This window comes from Pseudomonas sp. CBS, assembly GCF_024734645.1.
Classification (GTDB): domain Bacteria; phylum Pseudomonadota; class Gammaproteobacteria; order Pseudomonadales; family Pseudomonadaceae; genus Aquipseudomonas.
The window spans coordinates 2,751,404-2,768,822 of sequence record NZ_CP102929.1; the positions used below are offsets into that span (position 1 = coordinate 2,751,404).

Here is a 17,419-nt window from a genome sequence, read left to right on the forward strand (position 1 = left end):
TAGCCTCGGCGGCACCAGCGGCCCATTACAGGATGATCATGAAAGCGACCCTTGCAGCCTTATCCCTTGCAGCCCTCCTCGCCCCGGCTTTGAGCCAGGCAGCCGAAGCGCCGGTTTCCGCCGAGCAGTACGCAAGTGTGCTCGCCGGCAGCTGGCGCCTGCCGGCCAACAGCGCCCGCGATGTTTATCGTCACCCGCAACAGACCCTGGAATTCTTTGGTCTGCGGGCCAACCAGACCCTGATCGAAATCACCCCGGGTGGCGGCTGGTACAGCGAAGTGCTGGCGCCGCTGCTCAAGGACAACGGCCATTACATCGCCGCTGTGCAGGCGCCGAACAGCAGTGCCTACGCGCGTACGTCAGAGGAAAACCTGAAGAAGAAATTCGCCGCAGACCCGGTGCATTACGCCAAGGCCGGCTTCGTCGAGTTCGATCCCAAGGCGCCGGTGCTGGGCAAGCCAGGCTCGGCGGACACCGTGCTGACCTTTCGCAATGTGCATAACTGGGTGATGGCGGATACGGCGCCGGCGATGTTCGAAGCGTTCTTCAAGGTGTTGAAACCGGGCGGCGTGCTGGGGGTGGTGGATCACCGGGCCAAGGATGGGGCGTCGTTGGAAGACATCAAGCACAGCGGTTACCTGACCACGGCGTATGTGGTGAAACTGGCGACCGATGCGGGGTTCAAGCTTGAGGGACAGAGCGAGGTGAATGCCAACCCGAAAGACACCAAGGACTACCCGGATGGGGTCTGGACGTTGCCGCCGGCGTTGACGTTGGGGGAGAAGGACAAGGCCAAGTATGCGGCGATTGGTGAGTCGGACCGGATGACGTTGCGGTTTGTGAAGCCCGCAAAATAAGCTGAATGCACACAGAACAAATGTGGGAGCGGGCTTGCTCGCGAATGCGGTGGATCAGTCTATATCTTCGGTGACTGGCACTCCGCTTTCGCGAGCAAGCCCGCTCCCACAGTTTGAGGTGTGTTTTGCCTGAGGGTTATTCGTCTGCCGTCGGATCCATATCCGGGAACAGCACTTCGATAAACCCGAACTTGCTGAAATCGGTAATCCGCGACGGGTACAGCCGGCCGATCAGGTGATCGCACTCGTGCTGTACCACCCGTGCGTGAAAGCCTTCGGCAATCCGCACAATCGGCTCGCCTTTGGGGTCAAACCCTTCGTAGCGAATCTGCTGGTAACGGTCCACTGCCCCACGCAAACCAGGCACCGACAGGCACCCTTCATAACCTTCTTCCAGCACCGGGCTAAGGGGCGTGATCAGTGGGTTGATCAGGATGGTCTGGGGCACGGCGGGCGCGTCCGGGTAGCGTTCGCTGCTCTCGAAACCGAAGATCACCAGTTGCAGGTCTACACCGATCTGCGGCGCGGCCAGGCCGACGCCACCGACGTGTTCCATGGTCTGGAACATGTCATCAATCAACTGCCACAGCTCGGGGCTGTCGAACATCTCCGGCGGAACCGGCGGGGCAATACGCAGCAGGCGCTCATCGCCCATTTTCAGGATTTCACGGATCATCGATCAGACTTCGTCGGTAGTGGGCTTGAGTGAGGGGTCTCGGCCGAGGCCGGAAAAATGCTTTTTTTCGTCGTGCTCGCCAAAGTCCTTTTCACCAGGATCCTTGCCTTCAGCCGACATGTGTTCGATCACCGCATTCATCTCCGCCCCCAGCAACAGCACGGCGGCCGAAATGTAGAAGTACAGCAGCAACACAATAATCGCGCCGATACTGCCATACATGGCGTTGTAGTCGGCAAAGGTTTTGACGTAGTAGCCAAACCCCAGGGAAGCGACGATCCAGACCACCACCGCCAGGACCGATCCCGGGGTGATAAAGCGAAACTTCTGCTTCACGTCAGGCATCACGTAGTACATCAAGGCCACGGAAAACATCAACAGGATGACGATCAGCGGCCAACGCAGGATGGTCCACAGCGTGACCACGAATTCCTGCATGCCGATCTGCCCCGCCAGCCATTCCATCACCTGCGGCCCGAGCACCATCAAGGCGGCGGCGGCCAACAGCATGCCGGCGAAGCCTACGGTGTAGAAAATCGACAGCGGGAAGCGCTTCCAGATCGGTCGGCCTTCCACCACGTCATAGGCGGCATTCATCGCACTCATCATCAGGCGCACACCCGCCGAGGCGGTGTACAGCGCGATCACGATACCCACCGACAACAGGCCACCCTTGGATTGCTGCAACTGGTCGATCACCGGGTTGACCTGCTCCAGGGCCTGGGGCGGCAATACCAGTTCCGATTGCATGCGCAGCCAGGTGAAGAAGTCCGGCAGGTGCAGGAAACCGATCAGGGCAATCAGGAACAGCAGGAAGGGAAACAGCGAGAACAGCATCTGGTAGGCCAGCGCCGAGGCGTACGTAGGCATCTCGTCATCGAGGAACTCTGTGACAGTGCGCACCAGCACTTTGTGCAGGGGCAAGCCTTGTAATACCGGAAAAATCATAGCGTCTCCTTTCGCCGCAAAAAATTTGAGTTCGTGGGCGACTCAGGGGCCGTTTTCTACATCAAGGTAGCCCATTTGGCGACCCTGAAACAATTTCCAATGTTTAATCACTGCGGGTGACACAAAAACGGCCATCCGTGGATGGCCGTCGGGCTGCTGGAGTGCAGTCAGCCAGGTCGGGACTATTTGGTCGCTTTCTTGACCGCGTCCTTGGTGTCGCCAACTGCTTTTTGCACTTCGCCTTTCTTTTCCTGAACCACGCCTTCAGCCCGCAACTTGTCGTTGCCGGTGACTTTGCCAACACCTTGTTTGATGTTGCCAACGGCTTCGTTCGCTAAACCTTTTGCCTTATCCGATGTGCTGCTCATGGTATTTCTCCTGGGAACAATCAAGGATTTTGGTCACTACGTAATCGTTGACCCTTGGCCTTTCCAGAGAGTTTCAATTATTTTTTGAGCGGCATTTCATCGCGCCGTACAGGTTTGGCTTTATGTTTTGCGGCCAACCCACGAGAATGCCGGGCACATTCAGGCGCAAGCGCTGGATAACAGATCCCGTAGGAAGGTTATGAAACTCAATAAAGCACAGGCCATTGCCCGCAGAAACCAGGAACTGGGCGGTGCCGTACTCGGCGTCAACAACTGCCACTTCACCGACCTGGACCGCAAACGCAACATCTGGTGGTTCGACCTGCCGGTGGGCCGGATTGCCGTGGGCCAGTACGAGTGGATTCACTTGTTGATGCACAACGCCGAAAGCGACCAGTTGCTGCACCTGAAGGTGCCGACGGTGTTTTTGCGCGAGAAGCTCGAAGGGCTGGTGGTGCGCAATGCTGGCAAGCGTAAGCCGGAGATCACTTTGGAGCTGAGTGCAGACAAGGACTCGTTCCTCAAGGATGTACGCCCGGCTGGTGCCGGTGTGAGCTTCGCGCAGTTCGCACTGTAGGAATACGGTAAAACTGTGGGAGCGGGCTTGCTCGCGAATGCGGTGTGTCAGTAACCGGTATATCACTGGCACACCGCTTTCGCGAGCAAGCCCGCTCCCACATTTGGATTGCATTTCAATGCGGGAAAATCAGCGTTCAATAAAAAGCCCCGCATCTGCGGGGCTTTTTGTTGGGGGCCGAGTTACTTCTTCAAACCCAGCTTTTTCAGTTCTTCATCCCGCAACTCACGCCGCAGGATCTTGCCAACGTTGGTGGTCGGCAGCGCATCGCGGAATTCCACGGCCTTGGGCACCTTGTAGCCGGTGACGTTGGCACGCATGTGCTCCATCACCTGGTCTTTGGTCAGGGTGGCACCGGGCTTGACCACGATGAAGATCTTGATGTGTTCCCCGGACTTCTCGTCCGGCACACCAATGGCCGCACATTGCAGCACGCCCGGCAGGGTCGCCAGTACGTCTTCCAGCTCGTTGGGGTACACGTTGAAACCGGAGACCAGGATCATGTCCTTCTTGCGGTCGACAATGCGCATGTAGCCATCGGGCTGGATGATCGCGATGTCACCGGTCTTCAGCCAGCCTTCGCTGTCGAGGATCTCGGCGGTGGCGTCTTCGCGCTGCCAGTAGCCCTTCATCACTTGCGGGCCCTTGACGCACAGCTCGCCCACTTCACCCAGCGCCAGTTCGACGCCGTCATCGGTGATGACCTTGCATAGGGTCGACGGCACCGGGATGCCGATGGTGCCGATCTGGATGTTCTGGATCGGGTTCACGGTGGCCACCGGGCTGGTTTCGGTCATGCCGTAACCTTCGCAGATGGAGCAGCCGGTGACCGCTTTCCAACGCTCGGCCGCCGCCAGTTGCAGGGCCATGCCACCCGACAGGGTGACTTTCAGCGCCGAGAAATCCAGCTTGCGGAAGGCGTCGTTGTTGCACAGGGCAACGAACAGGGTGTTCAGGCCGACAAAGCCGCTGAACTTCCACTTCGACAGTTCCTTGACCATCGCCGACAGGTCGCGCGGGTTGCTGATCAGGATGTTGTGGTTGCCGATCAGCATCATCGCCATGCAATGAAAGGTGAAGGCATAGATGTGGTACAGCGGCAGCGGGGTGATCAGGATCTCGCAGCCTTCATTGAGGTTGGAGCCCATCAGCGCCTTGCACTGCAGCATGTTGGCGACGAGGTTGCGGTGGGTCAGCATCGCGCCTTTGGCCACGCCGGTGGTGCCGCCGGTGTATTGCAATACGGCGACTTCGTCGCTGGCGGGGCTGACTTCGTTCACCGGCTGGCCGTGGCCCTTGGCCAAGACGTCGTTGAACTTGATGGCCTTGGGCAAGTGGTACGCCGGGACCATCTTCTTCACGTATTTGATGACGCTGTTGATCAGCAGGCGCTTGAGCGGCGGCAACAGGTCGGCGACTTCGGTGACGATCACGTGCTTGACGGAAGTCTTGGGCACGACTTTTTCAGCCAGGTGCGCCATGTTGGCCAGACAAACCAGGGCCTTGGCACCGGAGTCGTTGAATTGGTGTTCCATTTCCCGCGCGGTGTACAGCGGGTTGGTGTTGACCACGATCAAGCCGGCACGGATGGCACCGAATACGGCGACCGGGTATTGCAGGACGTTGGGCAGTTGCACGGCGATTCGATCACCGGGCTGCAAGTCGGTATGCTGTTGCAGGTAGGCGGCAAAGGCGCCGGACAGTTCGTACAGTTCACCGTAGGTGATTGTCTTGCCCAGGTTGCTGAAAGCCGGTTTGTTGGCGAAGCGTTGGCAGGACTGTTTCAGTACCGCCTGAATATTCGGATACTCGTCTGGATTGATTTCTGCAGCAATCCCGGCGGGGTACTTATCCTTCCAAAAGTCTTCGATCATGGAAGCCCACTCCTCAGCGACGCGAATTCATTCATCGCATTTGATGCGATTATTATTTGTTTGTTTTTGGGTGAGTCTGGCGGTTGAAAGCAGGCCAAGAGGTCACAAAGCGCGCCGAGAGTAGCAGCTTTGCCAAAGGCCGCCTAGAGCCAAAAGAGGCCCCTACGGTCATAAACATGACTCAAGAATATCTAATGGTCATTTTTAGAGCAAAGATTCTATAAGCCAGGAAATGGCTCTGGAATGGGCTTCTACACATTTAAACTGAATGAATAAACACCACATGTGGGAGCGGGCCTGCTCGCGAAAGCGCAGTGTCAGTCACAGGATAGGTCGACTGGTACACCGCTTTCGCGAGCAAGCCCGCTCCCACATTTTTTGACCTTATTTCAAATCAGGCTATGTCGCGCAATTCACGCCGCAAGATCTTGCCCACCGGCGTCATCGGCAACGACTCACGCAACACAATGTGCTTGGGCACCTTGTAGCCGGTGAAGTTGGCCTTGCAGTAAGTCTTCAGTTCTTCAAGGCTCACGCCCTGGGCACGGGCCACCACAAACAGCTTCACCGCCTCGCCGGTGCGCTCGTCCGGCACGCCGATCACCGCGCAGCTGGCCACCGCCGGGTGCGCCATTACCACGTCTTCGATCTCGTTGGGGTACACGTTGAAGCCCGAGACGATGATCAAATCCTTCTTGCGATCAACGATGCGCACAAAGCCATCCGGGTCGATCACCGCGATATCGCCGGTCTTGAGCCAGCCTTCGGCGTCCAGGGTCTCGGCGGTCGCCACCGGTTGCTGCCAGTAGCCTTTCATCACTTGCGGGCCCTTGATGCACAACTCGCCCCGCTCGCCCAGCGGCAACTCCACGCCGTTGTCGTCGATGACTTTCATCGCCGTGCCCGGTACCGGAATGCCCACGGTACCCAGCTTCGATTTGCCGCCATAGGGGTTGGTGCTGGCCACTGGTGAGGTTTCGGTGAGGCCGTAGCCTTCACCAATCGCACAGCCGGTCAGTTGCTGCCAGCGCTCGGCCGTGGCCTTGACCAGGGCAGTACCGCCGGAATTGGTGAGCTTGAGGTGAGAGAAATCCAGGCTCTTGAAATCCGGGTGATCCATCAACGCCACAAACAGCGTGTTGAGCCCCAGCAGCCCGGTGAAGCGCCACTTCTTGAGCTCCTTGATAAAGCCGCCGATGTCCCGGGGATTGGTGATCAGCACGTTGTGGTTACCCGACACCATCATGCACATGCAATTCGCGGTGAAGGCATAGATGTGGTACAGCGGCAGCGGCGCGACCATCACCTCCTGCCCTTCCTTGATCAGCGGATGGCCGTCGTCCCCCAGTTGCGACATGCACGCCCGCACTTGCTGCATGTTGGCCACCAGGTTGCCGTGGGTGAGCATGGCGCCCTTGGCCAGGCCGGTGGTGCCGCCGGTGTATTGCAGCACGGCGATGTCGTCCAGGGTCACCGGGTGGCGGATGAGCGCCTGGCCAGCGCCCATGTGCAGGGCACGCTTGAAGGAGATGGCCTGGGGCAGGTTGTAGGCCGGGACCATCTTCTTGACCTTGTCGACCACGGTGTTGATCAGCCAGCCCTTGGCGGCGGGCATGAAGTCGCCCATTTTCGCTTCGATCAGGTACTCGATCTCGGTGTCTTTGCTGACTTCTTCAACCCGCGAGCCGAACAGATTGAGGTACACCAATGCACGAATGCCGGCGTCCTTGAACTGGTGACGCATCTCCCGCGGGGTGTACAGAGGGTTGGTGTTGACCACGATCAGCCCGGCGCGCAGGGCGCCGAACACGGCAATCGGATAATGCAGGACGTTGGGCATCTGCACCGCAATACGGTCTCCCGGCTTGAGGTCGGTGTGCCCTTGCAGGTAACCGGCGAACGCGGCACTGCGCCGGTCCAGCTCGGCATAAGTCAGGGTGATCCCCATGTTGCTGAACGCCGGACGGTCGGCAAAGGTCTTGCAGGAACGCTCGAAGACTTCGATCACCGACTTGTAGGCGCTCAAGTCGATCTCGTTGGGCACCCCGGCCGCGCGTTTGTCATTCCAGAAATCAGGTTGCATTATTCTTGTCCTCTTACCTGAGTGGTCCGGCCGCTTTTGATTGCGATGAAAGCGGAGCTTTGGGGACGTTAGCAGCTATGGTCAATCAGGCAAATACAACAAGATGCGTCATTGATTGTGTGAATCTCCCCGCTGAGGCCAGCGCTGATCCAGCGGCCCGAGGCCGATGAGCGATACACTGCAACGACCCTGAGCAAAGGAAGCGCCATGAACCACACCACTTTCTGGCTGACCGCGAATGACCGCAGTCGGGTGTACGTCAACCAATGGCTACCCGACGGGCCGCCCAAGGCGCTGATCATGCTGGCCCACGGCATGGCCGAGCACAGTGGCCGCTATGGGCGCCTGGCCCAGGCGTTGTGTGATGCCGGTTACGGCCTGTATGCCCCCGACCAGCGCGGCCACGGGCGTACCGCCGACGAGGGCACGCTGGGGCTGTTCGCCGAGAAAGACGGCTGGAACAAGGTGGTGGGCGACCTGGCGAGCCTCAACCAGCACATCGGCCAGCAGGCGCCGGGCGTGCCGATCATCCTGCTGGGGCATAGCATGGGCAGCTACATCGCCCAGGCGTACCTGCTGCACCACAGCGCCAGCCTCAACGGGGCGATTCTCAGCGGCTCGAACTTCCAGCCGGTGGCGCTGTACGGCGCGGCCAAGGTGATTGCTCATGTCGAACGCTTGCGCCAGGGTTTGCGGGGACGCAGCGCGCTGATCGAGTTCCTGTCATTTGGATCGTTCAACAAGGCGTTTAAACCCAATCGCACCGCTTTCGACTGGCTCAGCCGCGATCCGGCCGAGGTCGACAAGTACGTCAGCGACCCGCTCTGCGGCTTTCGTTGCACCAACCAGCTGTGGATCGACCTGCTGGGCGGCTTGCAGCAAATCAGCAAAGCGTCCAATCTCGCTCAGATCGATCCGGGCCTGCCGATCCTGATAATGGGTGGAGAATGTGATCCGGTCAGTGAAGGCAAGCGTCTCAAAAGTCTGGCCAACGCGTTGCGTGAAGCCGGCTGCCAGAACCTGGAGCTGAGCATTTACCCGCAGGCGCGCCACGAATTATTCAACGAAACCAACCGTGATGCGGTCACAGCCGATGTGCTGACGTGGCTGGCCCAGGCAGCAGTGCTGCGCCGCCCTACTCGCTGCGAATGATTTTTCGTTTAAAATCAACATATTAAGATTTCTGATTAGCCACAGGATGCACCAACTGATGACCCAGGTTACCAACACGCCTTACGAAGCCCTTGAAGTCGGCCAGACCGCCAGCTACAGCAAGACCGTCGAGGAGCGCGATATCCAGTTATTCGCGGCGATGTCCGGCGACCACAACCCGGTGCACCTGGACGCCGAATTCGCCAAGGCGACCATGTTCAAGGAGCGCATTGCCCACGGCATGTTCAGCGGCGCTCTGATCAGCGCGGCCGTCGCGTGCGAGTTGCCCGGGCCCGGCACTATCTATATCGGCCAGCAAATGACCTTCCAGAAGCCGGTCAAAATCGGCGACACCCTGACCGTGCGTCTGGAAATTTTGGAGAAGCTGCCGAAATTTCGCGTGCGCATCGCCACCCGCGTGTTCAACCAGCGCGACGAGTTGGTGGTGGACGGTGAGGCCGAGATCCTCGCGCCCCGCAAGCAGCAGACCGTGACCTTGACCGAACTGCCGGCCATCAGCATCGGCTGAATAATCGCCCATAAAAAAGCCCCGCATCTGCGGGGCTTTTTTATTCAGGCGGGGCTCAAGACTGAGCGCGTGCCTGGTTACGCAGGGCTTTCACCTGGTCGTGGTTGCGTTGCGCGCCGTGGAACTGACGCTCTACCAGGTCACGAATACCCAGCAGGTTGTGCTTGTTGATCTTCTCGATCGCTTCTTTGTAAGCCTTCAGTGCGTGGTCTTCACCGCGCTCGGCTTCATTCAGTACCGCTTCTTCGTCTTTACCGGTGACCAACGACTTCACGTCGACCCAGCCACGGTGCAAGGCACCGGCAACGCTACCGGATTCTTCCGGATCGCCACCCAGGGCTTTAACGGCGGTCTGCAGTTCGGCCGCGGCGGTGGCGCAATCAGCGGAACGCTTTTCAAACAGGGCTTTGAGCTCTGGATGCTTGATGTCTTCTGCGCAGGTCTTGAAGCCTTTCTGGCCGTCCTTGCTGGTCTCGATCAGGTCATTCAGTACGGAGATCGATTCTTTGTTGATATCAGTCATTTTTCAATTCCTTCGCGGGTTAAGAAACGTGTCTTAGTAATTGCAGCGCCCGTGCCAGCTTTTGAAAAACGATTTAATCCTTATATTTCAATGAGTTATAAATTAAGCAAAAATCTGTATCCGCTTTATTTGCATGATCTGTCATTTGGCCTCCATGCAGAATGCCTGTATTTTCCAAGGCATCGACTCAAATACCTGAAGCCCCAATGAATCCTGAAAAACTCGAATTGCTGATCACCCGCGAAATGCCTTTCGGCAAGTACAAGGGTCGGATCATTGCCGACCTGCCTGGCCCTTACCTGAACTGGTTTGCCCGTGAGGGCTTCCCCCACGGTGAGCTGGGCGGGCTGCTGGCCCTGATGCAGGAAATCGACCACAACGGCTTGTCCGAATTGCTGGAACCCCTACGCGCCAAACACGGCAAGCCTGCCCCTCGTCATTAATAGAGCACGCACATGGACAGTACCCGCGACGAACAACACTGGCACGCCATCGCCCAGCGCTACGACCTGGAGCCCGGCCCGATCAACCTCGAAAACGGTTACTTCGGGCGCATGAGCCGCGCGGTACTTGAGCAGTATCAGGACAACGTCGCCTTCATCAACCGCAGCAACTCGATCCATGTGCGCCAGCGTTTCGAGCAGGGCGAGAACGTCGAGATCCGTAACCAATTGGCGCAATTGATGGACGCCGATCCTGAAGCCATCGCCCTCACCCGCTGCGCCTCGGATGCGTTGCAGTCGCTGATTCGCAACTACAACCGCTTGCAGCCCGGCGACCAGGTGCTGATCAGCGACCTGGAGTACGACACCGTCAAGGGCGCCATGCGCTGGCTGGCGCAGAATCGCGGCGTAGAAGTGATCGAAATTGCCCACGAACACCCGGCCAGTTTCGACAGCCTGGTGCAGACGTATCGCGATGCCTTCGTGCGCTACCCGCGCCTGAAGTTGCTCGCGCTGACCTACGTGACCCACCGTACCGGGCTGGTAATGCCCGTGGAGGCGATTGCCAGCGCGGCCAGGGAACATGGAATTGATGTGATCCTCGATGGCGCCCATGCGCTGGGGCAGATCGAATTCAACCTGGCGCAGTTGGGTATCGCGTTTGCCGGTTTCAACCTGCACAAGTGGATCGGTGCGCCGTTGACCCTGGGCTTTATCTACATCGACCCGCAACGGTTGGCGGACATTGATCCGGACATGGGGGAGTTTCACTATCCGGTGACCGATGTACGTGCCCGTACGCCGTACAGCACACCGAATTTCCCGGCGCTGATGACCTTGCCGCTGGTGTTCGAGGAGCATCGCTTGTTGGGCGGTTCGAAGGCCAAGGGTGCCCGGCTCAACTACCTGCGGGATTTGTGGGTGAGTGAGGTGCGGCAGTTGCCGGGGATTGAAGTGCTGACGCCGGATGATCCACGGCTGTATTGCGCGATCACCTCGTTCAAGTTTACTCATCAGCCGGATCAACAGGTGATGGCGGACCGACTGCTCAAGGAATACAACCTCTTCACCACAACCCGCAGCGGGGCGTCGTTCGGCAGTTGTATTCGGGTGACACCAGGCTTCTTGACGTCAGCAGCAGACATTCATGTGCTGATCAAAGCCATCACCGAACTCTGCAAAAACTAATCCGTAGCAGCTGTCGAGCGCCAGCGAGGCTGCGTCGGGCGCGACTCGGTTTTGCGCCTGGCTCGATATCAGCGGTGCTGCCAACGCAGCCTCGCTGGCGCTCGACAGCTGCTACGGGGGGTGGTGTGTTTGGTTTTCCTCCGGGCAAAAAAAAGCGGCACACCGACCAAGTGCACCGCAAAAATGCCGTAGAACACAGCAACAACGATTCGGTAAATCCAATCAGTCCAGCAGGGCCAGCGCCTCGGCGGTGGTTTCCTGGATGCGTGCCCAGTCGCCGTTCTTGACCCATTCAGGATCAAGCATCCAGCTACCGCCCACGCACATCACATTCTTCAACGCCATGTAGCTCTTGATGTTGGCCGGACCGACGCCGCCAGTCGGGCAGAATTTCACTTCGCCAAACGGGCCGCCCAAGGCCTTGATCGCGGCAACACCACCGCTGACCTCAGCCGGGAACAGCTTGAAGCGGCGATAACCCAGGCCATAACCTTCCATGATCCCGGAGGCATTGCTGATGCCCGGCAGCAGCGGAATCGAGCTGTGTACCGAGGCTTCCAGCAGGTCGCGGGTAATCCCGGGGGTGACGATAAACTGCGAACCGGCCACTTCGGCCGCTTCCAGCATCTGGCGATCCAGCACGGTACCGGCAGTTGTATTCGGGTGACACCAGGCTTTTTGACGTCAGCGGCAGACATTCATGTGCTGATCAAAGCCCTCACCGAACTCTGTAAAAAAACTAATCCGTAGCAGCTGTCGAGCGCCAGCGAGGCTGCGTCGGGCGCGACTCGGTTTTGCGCCTGGCTCGATATCAGCGGTGCTGCCAACGCAGCCTCGCTGGCGCTCGACAGCTGCTACGGGGGGTGGTGTGTTTGGTTTTCCTCCGGGCAAAAAAAAGCGGCACACCGACCAAGTGCACCGCAAAATGTGCTGATCAAAGCCATCACCGAACTCTGCAAAAACTAATCCGTAGCAGCTGTCGAGCGCCAGCGAGGCTGCGTCGGGCGCGACTCGGTTTTGCGCCTGGCTCGATATCAGCGGTGCTGCCAACGCAGCCTCGCTGGCGCTCGACAGCTGCTACGGGAGGGTGGTGTCTTTGGTTTTCCTCCGGGCAAAAAAAAGCGGCACACCGACCAAGTGCACCGCAAAATGTGCTGATCAAAGCCATCACCGTACTCTGCAAAAACTAATCCGTAGCAGCTGTCGAGCGCCAGCGAGGCTGCGTCAGGCGCGACTCGGTTTTGCGCCTGGCTCGATATCAGCGGTGCTGCCAACGCAGCCTCGCTGGTGCTCGACAGCTGCTACGGGGGGGGGTGGTGTCTTTGGTTTTCCTCCGGGCAAAAAAAAAGCGGCACACCGACCAAGTGCACCGCAAAAATGCCGTAGAACACAGCAACAACGATTCGGTAAATCCAATCAGTCCAGCAGGGCCAGCGCCTCGGCGGTGGTTTCCTGGATGCGTGCCCAGTCGCCGTTCTTGACCCATTCAGGATCAAGCATCCAGCTACCGCCCACGCACATCACATTCTTCAACGCCATGTAGCTCTTGATGTTGGCCGGGCCTACACCGCCAGTCGGGCAGAATTTCACTTCGCCAAACGGGCCGCCCAAGGCCTTGATCGCGGCAACACCACCGCTGACCTCAGCCGGGAACAGTTTGAAGCGGCGATAACCCAGGCCATAACCTTCCATGATCCCGGAGGCATTGCTGATGCCCGGCAACAGCGGAATCGAGCTGTGTACCGAGGCCTCCAGCAGGTCGCGGGTAATCCCGGGGGTGACGATAAACTGCGAACCGGCCACTTCGGCCGCTTCCAGCATCTGGCGATCCAGCACGGTACCGGCACCGGTGCACAGCTCCGGACGCTGCTCACGCAGCACCTGAATGGCCTTGAGGCCGAACTGCGAACGCAGGGTCACTTCCAACGCTGTCAAACCACCGGCCGCCAGGGCATCGGCCAAAGGCAGAATGTCCTGCTCACGGGCGATGGTGATCACCGGCAGGATCCGCGCCTTGGCGCAGAGGCTGTCGATCAAGGCAACTTTGTCCGCCATGGAAACGGTAGGTTGAGGGCTGTTCATCGCGGCTGATCCTTGGCTCATGGGCACCAGTAAATCTCTAAAGTAGGTTGCAAAAACGCGCGTATCGGCATGGCAGCAACGTCGTCACTGGCCAGCGCGGCGCTCAAGGTGGTCAATTTCGAGCTTCCGGAAATCGACAGCACGGTGTAGTGGGCGGTAGCCAGCAACGCACGACTCATGGTCAGGCGTTGGTGCGGCACGGTCGGCGCAAGCATCGGCCAGCAACGACGACTGCCATCGGGCTTCAGTGCTTCAGCCAGGTTCGGGCTGTTGGGGAACAGCGACGCGGTGTGGCCGTCGTCGCCCATGCCCAGCACCAGCACATCAATTGCCGGCAACTCGGCCAGCAGGCGATCGGCTTGCTCGGCAGCGTCTTCAAGATTGGCGGCAGCGCTGTACAGGCTGAGGAACTTGGCCTTGGCCGCCGGGCCTTGCAACAAGTGCTGCTTCAACAGGCCGGCATTGCTGTCAGCGTGTTCCACCGGCACCCAGCGCTCGTCGGCCAGGGTGATGGTCACCTTGGACCAGTCCAGGCCCTGCTTGGCGAGGTTCTGGAAGAACGCCACGGGGCTGCGGCCACCGGACACCACCAGGGTCGCCTCGCCACGGGCACTGATGGCCGCGCGCAGTTGTTCGGCCACGTCATTGGCCAAGCCATCGGCCAGCAGCACCGGGTTGCGGTACTCATGGGCCGTCACGCCCTGAGGCAGTTTCAAATCAGATATCGCCATACCAAGACCTCCCATCCCGCGTGATCAGTGCAATCGAGCTCATCGGCCCCCAGGACCCCGCCGCATACGGCTTGGGCGCATCACCGGATTTTTTCCACCCGGCGATCAACTGGTCACACCACTTCCACGCGGCTTCGATTTCATCTTTGCGCACAAACAGGTTCTGGTTGCCACGCATGACTTCAAGTAACAACCGCTCGTAGGCATCGGGAATCCGTGCGCTGCGATAGGTGTCGGAAAAATTCAGTTGCAGTGGCCCGCTGCGCAGTTGCATGCCCTTATCCAGGCCCTGCTCCTTGGTCATCACCCGCAAGGAAATCCCTTCGTCCGGCTGCAGGCGGATGATCAGTTTGTTGCTGATCTGCAAGCGCTGCTCGGGGGCGAAGATGTAGTGGGACGGTTCCTTGAAGTGGATGACAATCTGCGACAGCTTTTGCGGCATGCGCTTGCCGGTACGCAGGTAGAACGGCACCCCGGCCCAACGCCAGTTACGAATATCGGCCCGCAGCGCGACGAAGGTTTCGGTGTCGCTCTGGGTGTTGGAGTTCTCTTCTTCCAGGTAACCCGGCACCGGCTTGCCGGCGCTGTAGCCGGCGATGTATTGGCCGCGTACCACTTGGGTGGTCAGGCCGTCCGGGCTGATGGGCGCCAGGGCCTTGAGCACCTTGACCTTCTCGTCACGAATACTGTCGGCAGACAGGTCGGCCGGCGGGTCCATGGCGATCAGGCACAGCAGCTGCAGCAGGTGATTCTGGATCATGTCCCGCAGTTGCCCGGCCTTGTCGAAATAGCCCCAGCGACCTTCGATGCCGACCTGCTCGGCCACGGTGATTTCCACGTGGGAGATATAGTTCTGGTTCCACTGGGTTTCAAACAGGCTGTTGGCAAATCGCAGGGCGATCAGGTTCTGGACGGTTTCTTTGCCCAGGTAGTGGTCGATGCGGTAGGTGCGGTTTTCCGGGAAAAACTGCGCCACGGCATCGTTGACCTTGCGTGAAGAATCCAGGTCCGAGCCGATGGGCTTTTCCAGGACGACCCGGGTGTTTTCCGCCAGGCCGACCTTGGACAGGTTCTCGCAGATCGCGCCATACACCGCCGCCGGGGTGGCGAAGTAGGCAATCAGGCGTTGTTCAGTGCCGGCGTTCTCTGCCAGGGCGACGTAGTCATCGGCCTTCAGGAAGTCGACGTGCAGGTACGTCAGGCGGGCCAGGAAACGCTGGGCGACGGTTTCGTCCAGTTCCTTGCCAACGTAACCACGCAATTCTTTTTCGATGTGGGCCAGGTGTTGTTGCTCGGAACCGGCCTCACGGGCCAGGGCCAGGATGCGCGTGTCTTCGTGCAGGAGACCCGCGCCATCAAGTTGATAGAGGGCAGGAAATAACTTGCGCAGCGCCAGATCACCCAAGGCGCCAAACAGGGCAAAGGTGCAGGGTTCTACGGTTATCGAAGGCATGATGTTTGTTCTTTTATCAAGTTAAGCTACAAATACCTTTTTTTAAGGCATCACTCAAGGAAAAATGTAGTAATAACCACAACATTTTCCCGAAAAACGTATTCCGAGTGGTGGTGTTCAACTACCCTCAGTAGGATAGGCCACCGCAAAGGGCCGCTCGTCGATTGGTTGACGACCCTTATTTGCATCGTCGCCCTAAGGAAACATGAATGGACCGCGTGCGAAATCTACTGGAACAGATCCAGAAACGCCTCGATGAACTGAACAAGGCTGAACGTAAAGTCGCTGAGGTCATCCTGCTCAACCCGCAGCAGGCGACCCGCTTCTCTATCGCCGCCCTCGCCCAGGCCGCTTCGGTCAGCGAACCTACAGTGAACCGCTTTTGCCGCTCGTTCGGCGTGAGTGGTTACCCTGAACTCAAATTGCAGCTGGCGCAAAGCCTGGCCAGTGGCGCGGCGTATGTCAGCCGCGCGGTGGAGGCCGATGATAACCCGGAGGCCTACACCCAGAAGATCTTCGGCAGTGCCATAGCGTCCCTCGACAGCGCCTGCCAGGCCCTGGACCCGAACCTGATCAGCAAGGCCGTCGACCTGCTGATCCAGGCCCGGCAGATCCACTTCTTTGGCCTGGGTGCTTCGGCGCCGGTGGCCATGGATGCCCTGCACAAGTTTTTCCGTTTCAACCTGTCGGTCACGGCCCATGCCGATGTGCTGATGCAGCGGATGATCGCCTCGGTGGCCCACACCGGGGAATTGTTCGTGATCATTTCCTACACCGGGCGCACCCGTGAATTGGTGGAAGTGGCGCGTATTGCGCGGGAGAACGGCGCCTCGGTGCTGGGGGTGACCGCCGAGAACTCGCCGCTGGCCAAGGTCAGCACGGTGAGCCTGAACATTCCGTTGCCGGAAGACACCGACATCTATATGCCAATGACCTCGCGGATCATTCAGTTGACAGTGCTGGACGTGTTGGCGACGGGCATGACCTTGCGTCGCGGGGTGGATTTCCAACCGCACTTGCGCAAGATCAAGGAGAGCTTGAACGACAGCCGGTATCCGGTGGGGGATGAGTTTAACTAGTGTGCCGGCTCTGACCTAAGTTTCTCACCAGGGCCAGACTCTGGATATCCTGCAGGAAGCCTCCCAGCTTCCTGTTGTTTCAAGAATTTCAATCACTCTTTATCCTGTTTGCCTGTTTACAAGGCTTGATACAAGACCCGTTCTATTTTGGCACTTAATAGATTGCCTGTGGATAGATATAGCGCTGTCGATCTTTTCTGACAGGCGCCTGCTTATTGCTCTCACGCAAAAGACCGAACATTATATTTTTCAATGTAGGAACTGGAACCAACCCACCTCTATCTCCACACAAGACCTGCATCAACCAATTGATGTATAAAACCAGATAGAGGAAAATCAAAATGGTCGCACCCGTTCTAATCGCTGCGGCAGCAGGGGTTGTTGCCGTAATTGCAAGTGTTGGAGTAAATGAGGCAGCCAAAGCCTCGGCCGACTCCGCTAATACAGCACTTAAAGAGAAAAAAAATACTCTGAACAGCCTGATAAAAGGCGTCAACGCCCTTATCCAAAAAGGCGAACTGGGTAGTGCTGTAGTGGCGTTCAGGGAGGCGATAACCTATGCGAATGACGCTGGACTGAAAGCCCATGTCCCGAGATTGGAATCGGATCTGAGAAAACTGAAAGCGAGCATAGAGCGTAAGGTCGACCAGCTAGAGCCTGAATTCAACAAGGAAAGAAAGCACCTTATGGCCCTTGGAGACTGGGGAGGTGTTCACCGCGTTTACCAAGAGTTTCTTGACGAGCTACGTGGTTTGCTTCCGCCTGACTCACCGGCCCTCAAGGCCTACGAGGGTCGTTATCAGCGACTGAGCGGTCCACGATTGACAGGCAATTAATGAGTCAGGCATAAAACATT

Annotated in this window: 17 protein-coding genes and 1 pseudogene; 8 read left to right on the top strand and 10 right to left on the bottom strand. The window is 58.5% G+C overall.

All coding sequences use genetic code 11. The annotated features are described in order from the left end of the window. Positions 1–38: 38 nt before the first annotated feature. Positions 39–857 carry a class I SAM-dependent methyltransferase gene (locus NVB75_RS12440; protein ID WP_258347339.1) on the top strand — a complete coding sequence of 273 codons (819 nt, stop codon included), beginning with the start codon at positions 39–41 and terminating at the stop codon, positions 855–857. A 136-nt stretch (positions 858–993) separates the two neighbouring features. Here the strand turns inward: NVB75_RS12440 and def are convergent, their stop codons facing one another. From def to NVB75_RS12455, 3 genes are all read right to left on the bottom strand, one after another. Next, entirely contained in the window at positions 994–1,533 is a 540-nt protein-coding gene (gene def, locus NVB75_RS12445) for a peptide deformylase (protein WP_258347340.1), read from the bottom strand. A 3-nt stretch (positions 1,534–1,536) separates the two neighbouring features. Continuing rightward, positions 1,537–2,481, bottom strand: a complete 945-nt coding sequence (locus NVB75_RS12450; protein ID WP_258347341.1) for a YihY/virulence factor BrkB family protein — start codon at positions 2,479–2,481, stop codon at positions 1,537–1,539. Positions 2,482–2,663: 182 nt separating this feature from the next. Then, on the bottom strand, positions 2,664–2,849 hold the full coding sequence (locus NVB75_RS12455; RefSeq protein ID WP_058414423.1) for a CsbD family protein: 186 nt from the start codon (positions 2,847–2,849) through the stop codon (positions 2,664–2,666). A gap of 199 nt (positions 2,850–3,048) precedes the next feature. Between NVB75_RS12455 and NVB75_RS12460 the strand changes: the two genes are divergently transcribed. After that, complete coding sequence (locus tag NVB75_RS12460) at positions 3,049–3,426, top strand: hypothetical protein (protein ID WP_003213043.1); 378 nt, start codon at positions 3,049–3,051, stop codon at positions 3,424–3,426. Positions 3,427–3,608: 182 nt separating this feature from the next. Here NVB75_RS12460 and fadD1 read toward each other — a convergent pair whose 3' ends face one another. Continuing rightward, entirely contained in the window at positions 3,609–5,300 is a 1,692-nt protein-coding gene (fadD1, locus tag NVB75_RS12465) for a long-chain-fatty-acid--CoA ligase FadD1 (protein WP_093206871.1), read from the bottom strand. A 394-nt stretch (positions 5,301–5,694) separates the two neighbouring features. Beyond that, positions 5,695–7,383: a long-chain-fatty-acid--CoA ligase FadD2 gene (gene fadD2 / locus NVB75_RS12470; protein WP_258347342.1), complete on the bottom strand. Its 1,689-nt coding sequence runs from the start codon at positions 7,381–7,383 to the stop codon at positions 5,695–5,697. A 207-nt stretch (positions 7,384–7,590) separates the two neighbouring features. On the opposite strand from fadD2, the gene NVB75_RS12475 reads away from it, so the two are divergent. Both NVB75_RS12475 and NVB75_RS12480 read left to right on the top strand, forming a co-directional pair. Then, a complete protein-coding gene (locus NVB75_RS12475) occupies positions 7,591–8,535 on the top strand; it encodes an alpha/beta hydrolase (protein WP_258347343.1) in 945 nt (314 codons plus the stop codon). 58 nt (positions 8,536–8,593) lie between these two features. Next, positions 8,594–9,064 carry a MaoC family dehydratase gene (locus NVB75_RS12480; protein WP_003213034.1) on the top strand — a complete coding sequence of 157 codons (471 nt, stop codon included), beginning with the start codon at positions 8,594–8,596 and terminating at the stop codon, positions 9,062–9,064. Between the two features lie 55 nt (positions 9,065–9,119). On the opposite strand, the gene NVB75_RS12485 is transcribed toward NVB75_RS12480, so the two are convergent. Beyond that, a complete protein-coding gene (locus tag NVB75_RS12485) occupies positions 9,120–9,587 on the bottom strand; it encodes a PA2169 family four-helix-bundle protein (protein ID WP_258347344.1) in 468 nt (155 codons plus the stop codon). A 206-nt stretch (positions 9,588–9,793) separates the two neighbouring features. Between NVB75_RS12485 and NVB75_RS12490 the strand changes: the two genes are divergently transcribed. Together NVB75_RS12490 and NVB75_RS12495 are read left to right on the top strand one after the other, a co-directional pair. Beyond that, a complete protein-coding gene (locus NVB75_RS12490) occupies positions 9,794–10,030 on the top strand; it encodes a DUF3820 family protein (protein WP_003213031.1) in 237 nt (78 codons plus the stop codon). Between the two features lie 12 nt (positions 10,031–10,042). Next, positions 10,043–11,218 (top strand): aminotransferase class V-fold PLP-dependent enzyme, encoded by a 1,176-nt coding sequence (locus tag NVB75_RS12495; RefSeq protein ID WP_258347345.1) that lies wholly within the window; start codon positions 10,043–10,045, stop codon positions 11,216–11,218. Between the two features lie 222 nt (positions 11,219–11,440). Here NVB75_RS12495 and eda read toward each other — a convergent pair. The 4 genes and pseudogenes from eda to zwf form a co-directional block, all read right to left on the bottom strand. Beyond that, positions 11,441–11,875: pseudogene (gene eda, locus NVB75_RS12500) on the bottom strand (bifunctional 4-hydroxy-2-oxoglutarate aldolase/2-dehydro-3-deoxy-phosphogluconate aldolase); the annotation flags it as partial. A gap of 759 nt (positions 11,876–12,634) precedes the next feature. After that, positions 12,635–13,300, bottom strand: a complete 666-nt coding sequence (locus NVB75_RS12505; protein ID WP_076015855.1) for a bifunctional 4-hydroxy-2-oxoglutarate aldolase/2-dehydro-3-deoxy-phosphogluconate aldolase — start codon at positions 13,298–13,300, stop codon at positions 12,635–12,637. 17 nt (positions 13,301–13,317) lie between these two features. Next, positions 13,318–14,031, bottom strand: coding sequence for a 6-phosphogluconolactonase (gene pgl / locus NVB75_RS12510; protein WP_258347347.1), 714 nt, complete (start codon positions 14,029–14,031; stop codon positions 13,318–13,320). After that, positions 14,018–15,484: a glucose-6-phosphate dehydrogenase gene (gene zwf / locus NVB75_RS12515; protein WP_003213023.1), complete on the bottom strand. Its 1,467-nt coding sequence runs from the start codon at positions 15,482–15,484 to the stop codon at positions 14,018–14,020. The genes pgl and zwf overlap by 14 nt, the downstream gene beginning before the upstream one ends. Positions 15,485–15,702: 218 nt before the next feature. On the opposite strand from zwf, the gene NVB75_RS12520 reads away from it, so the two are divergent. After that, positions 15,703–16,563: a MurR/RpiR family transcriptional regulator gene (locus NVB75_RS12520; protein WP_172834605.1), complete on the top strand. Its 861-nt coding sequence runs from the start codon at positions 15,703–15,705 to the stop codon at positions 16,561–16,563. A gap of 341 nt (positions 16,564–16,904) precedes the next feature. Then, positions 16,905–17,399 carry a hypothetical protein gene (locus tag NVB75_RS12525; RefSeq protein ID WP_258347348.1) on the top strand — a complete coding sequence of 165 codons (495 nt, stop codon included), beginning with the start codon at positions 16,905–16,907 and terminating at the stop codon, positions 17,397–17,399. The last annotated feature ends 20 nt before the right edge of the window (positions 17,400–17,419 follow it).

Bases quoted from the DNA above. Each gene is read 5' to 3' on its own strand.
- NVB75_RS12505 (WP_076015855.1), bottom strand. From the start codon at position 13,300: ATGAACAGCCCTCAACCTACCGTTTCCATGGCGGACAAAGTTGCCTTG.
- def (WP_258347340.1), bottom strand. From the start codon at position 1,533: ATGATCCGTGAAATCCTGAAAATGGGCGATGAGCGCCTGCTGCGTATT.
- NVB75_RS12525 (WP_258347348.1), top strand. From the start codon at position 16,905: ATGGTCGCACCCGTTCTAATCGCTGCGGCAGCAGGGGTTGTTGCCGTA.
- NVB75_RS12475 (WP_258347343.1), top strand. From the start codon at position 7,591: ATGAACCACACCACTTTCTGGCTGACCGCGAATGACCGCAGTCGGGTG.
- fadD2 (WP_258347342.1), bottom strand. From the start codon at position 7,383: ATGCAACCTGATTTCTGGAATGACAAACGCGCGGCCGGGGTGCCCAAC.
- NVB75_RS12490 (WP_003213031.1), top strand. From the start codon at position 9,794: ATGAATCCTGAAAAACTCGAATTGCTGATCACCCGCGAAATGCCTTTC.
- fadD1 (WP_093206871.1), bottom strand. From the start codon at position 5,300: ATGATCGAAGACTTTTGGAAGGATAAGTACCCCGCCGGGATTGCTGCA.
- NVB75_RS12460 (WP_003213043.1), top strand. From the start codon at position 3,049: ATGAAACTCAATAAAGCACAGGCCATTGCCCGCAGAAACCAGGAACTG.
- zwf (WP_003213023.1), bottom strand. From the start codon at position 15,484: ATGCCTTCGATAACCGTAGAACCCTGCACCTTTGCCCTGTTTGGCGCC.
- NVB75_RS12485 (WP_258347344.1), bottom strand. From the start codon at position 9,587: ATGACTGATATCAACAAAGAATCGATCTCCGTACTGAATGACCTGATC.
- NVB75_RS12450 (WP_258347341.1), bottom strand. From the start codon at position 2,481: ATGATTTTTCCGGTATTACAAGGCTTGCCCCTGCACAAAGTGCTGGTG.
- NVB75_RS12495 (WP_258347345.1), top strand. From the start codon at position 10,043: ATGGACAGTACCCGCGACGAACAACACTGGCACGCCATCGCCCAGCGC.
- NVB75_RS12480 (WP_003213034.1), top strand. From the start codon at position 8,594: ATGACCCAGGTTACCAACACGCCTTACGAAGCCCTTGAAGTCGGCCAG.
- NVB75_RS12455 (WP_058414423.1), bottom strand. From the start codon at position 2,849: ATGAGCAGCACATCGGATAAGGCAAAAGGTTTAGCGAACGAAGCCGTT.
- pgl (WP_258347347.1), bottom strand. From the start codon at position 14,031: ATGGCGATATCTGATTTGAAACTGCCTCAGGGCGTGACGGCCCATGAG.
- NVB75_RS12440 (WP_258347339.1), top strand. From the start codon at position 39: ATGAAAGCGACCCTTGCAGCCTTATCCCTTGCAGCCCTCCTCGCCCCG.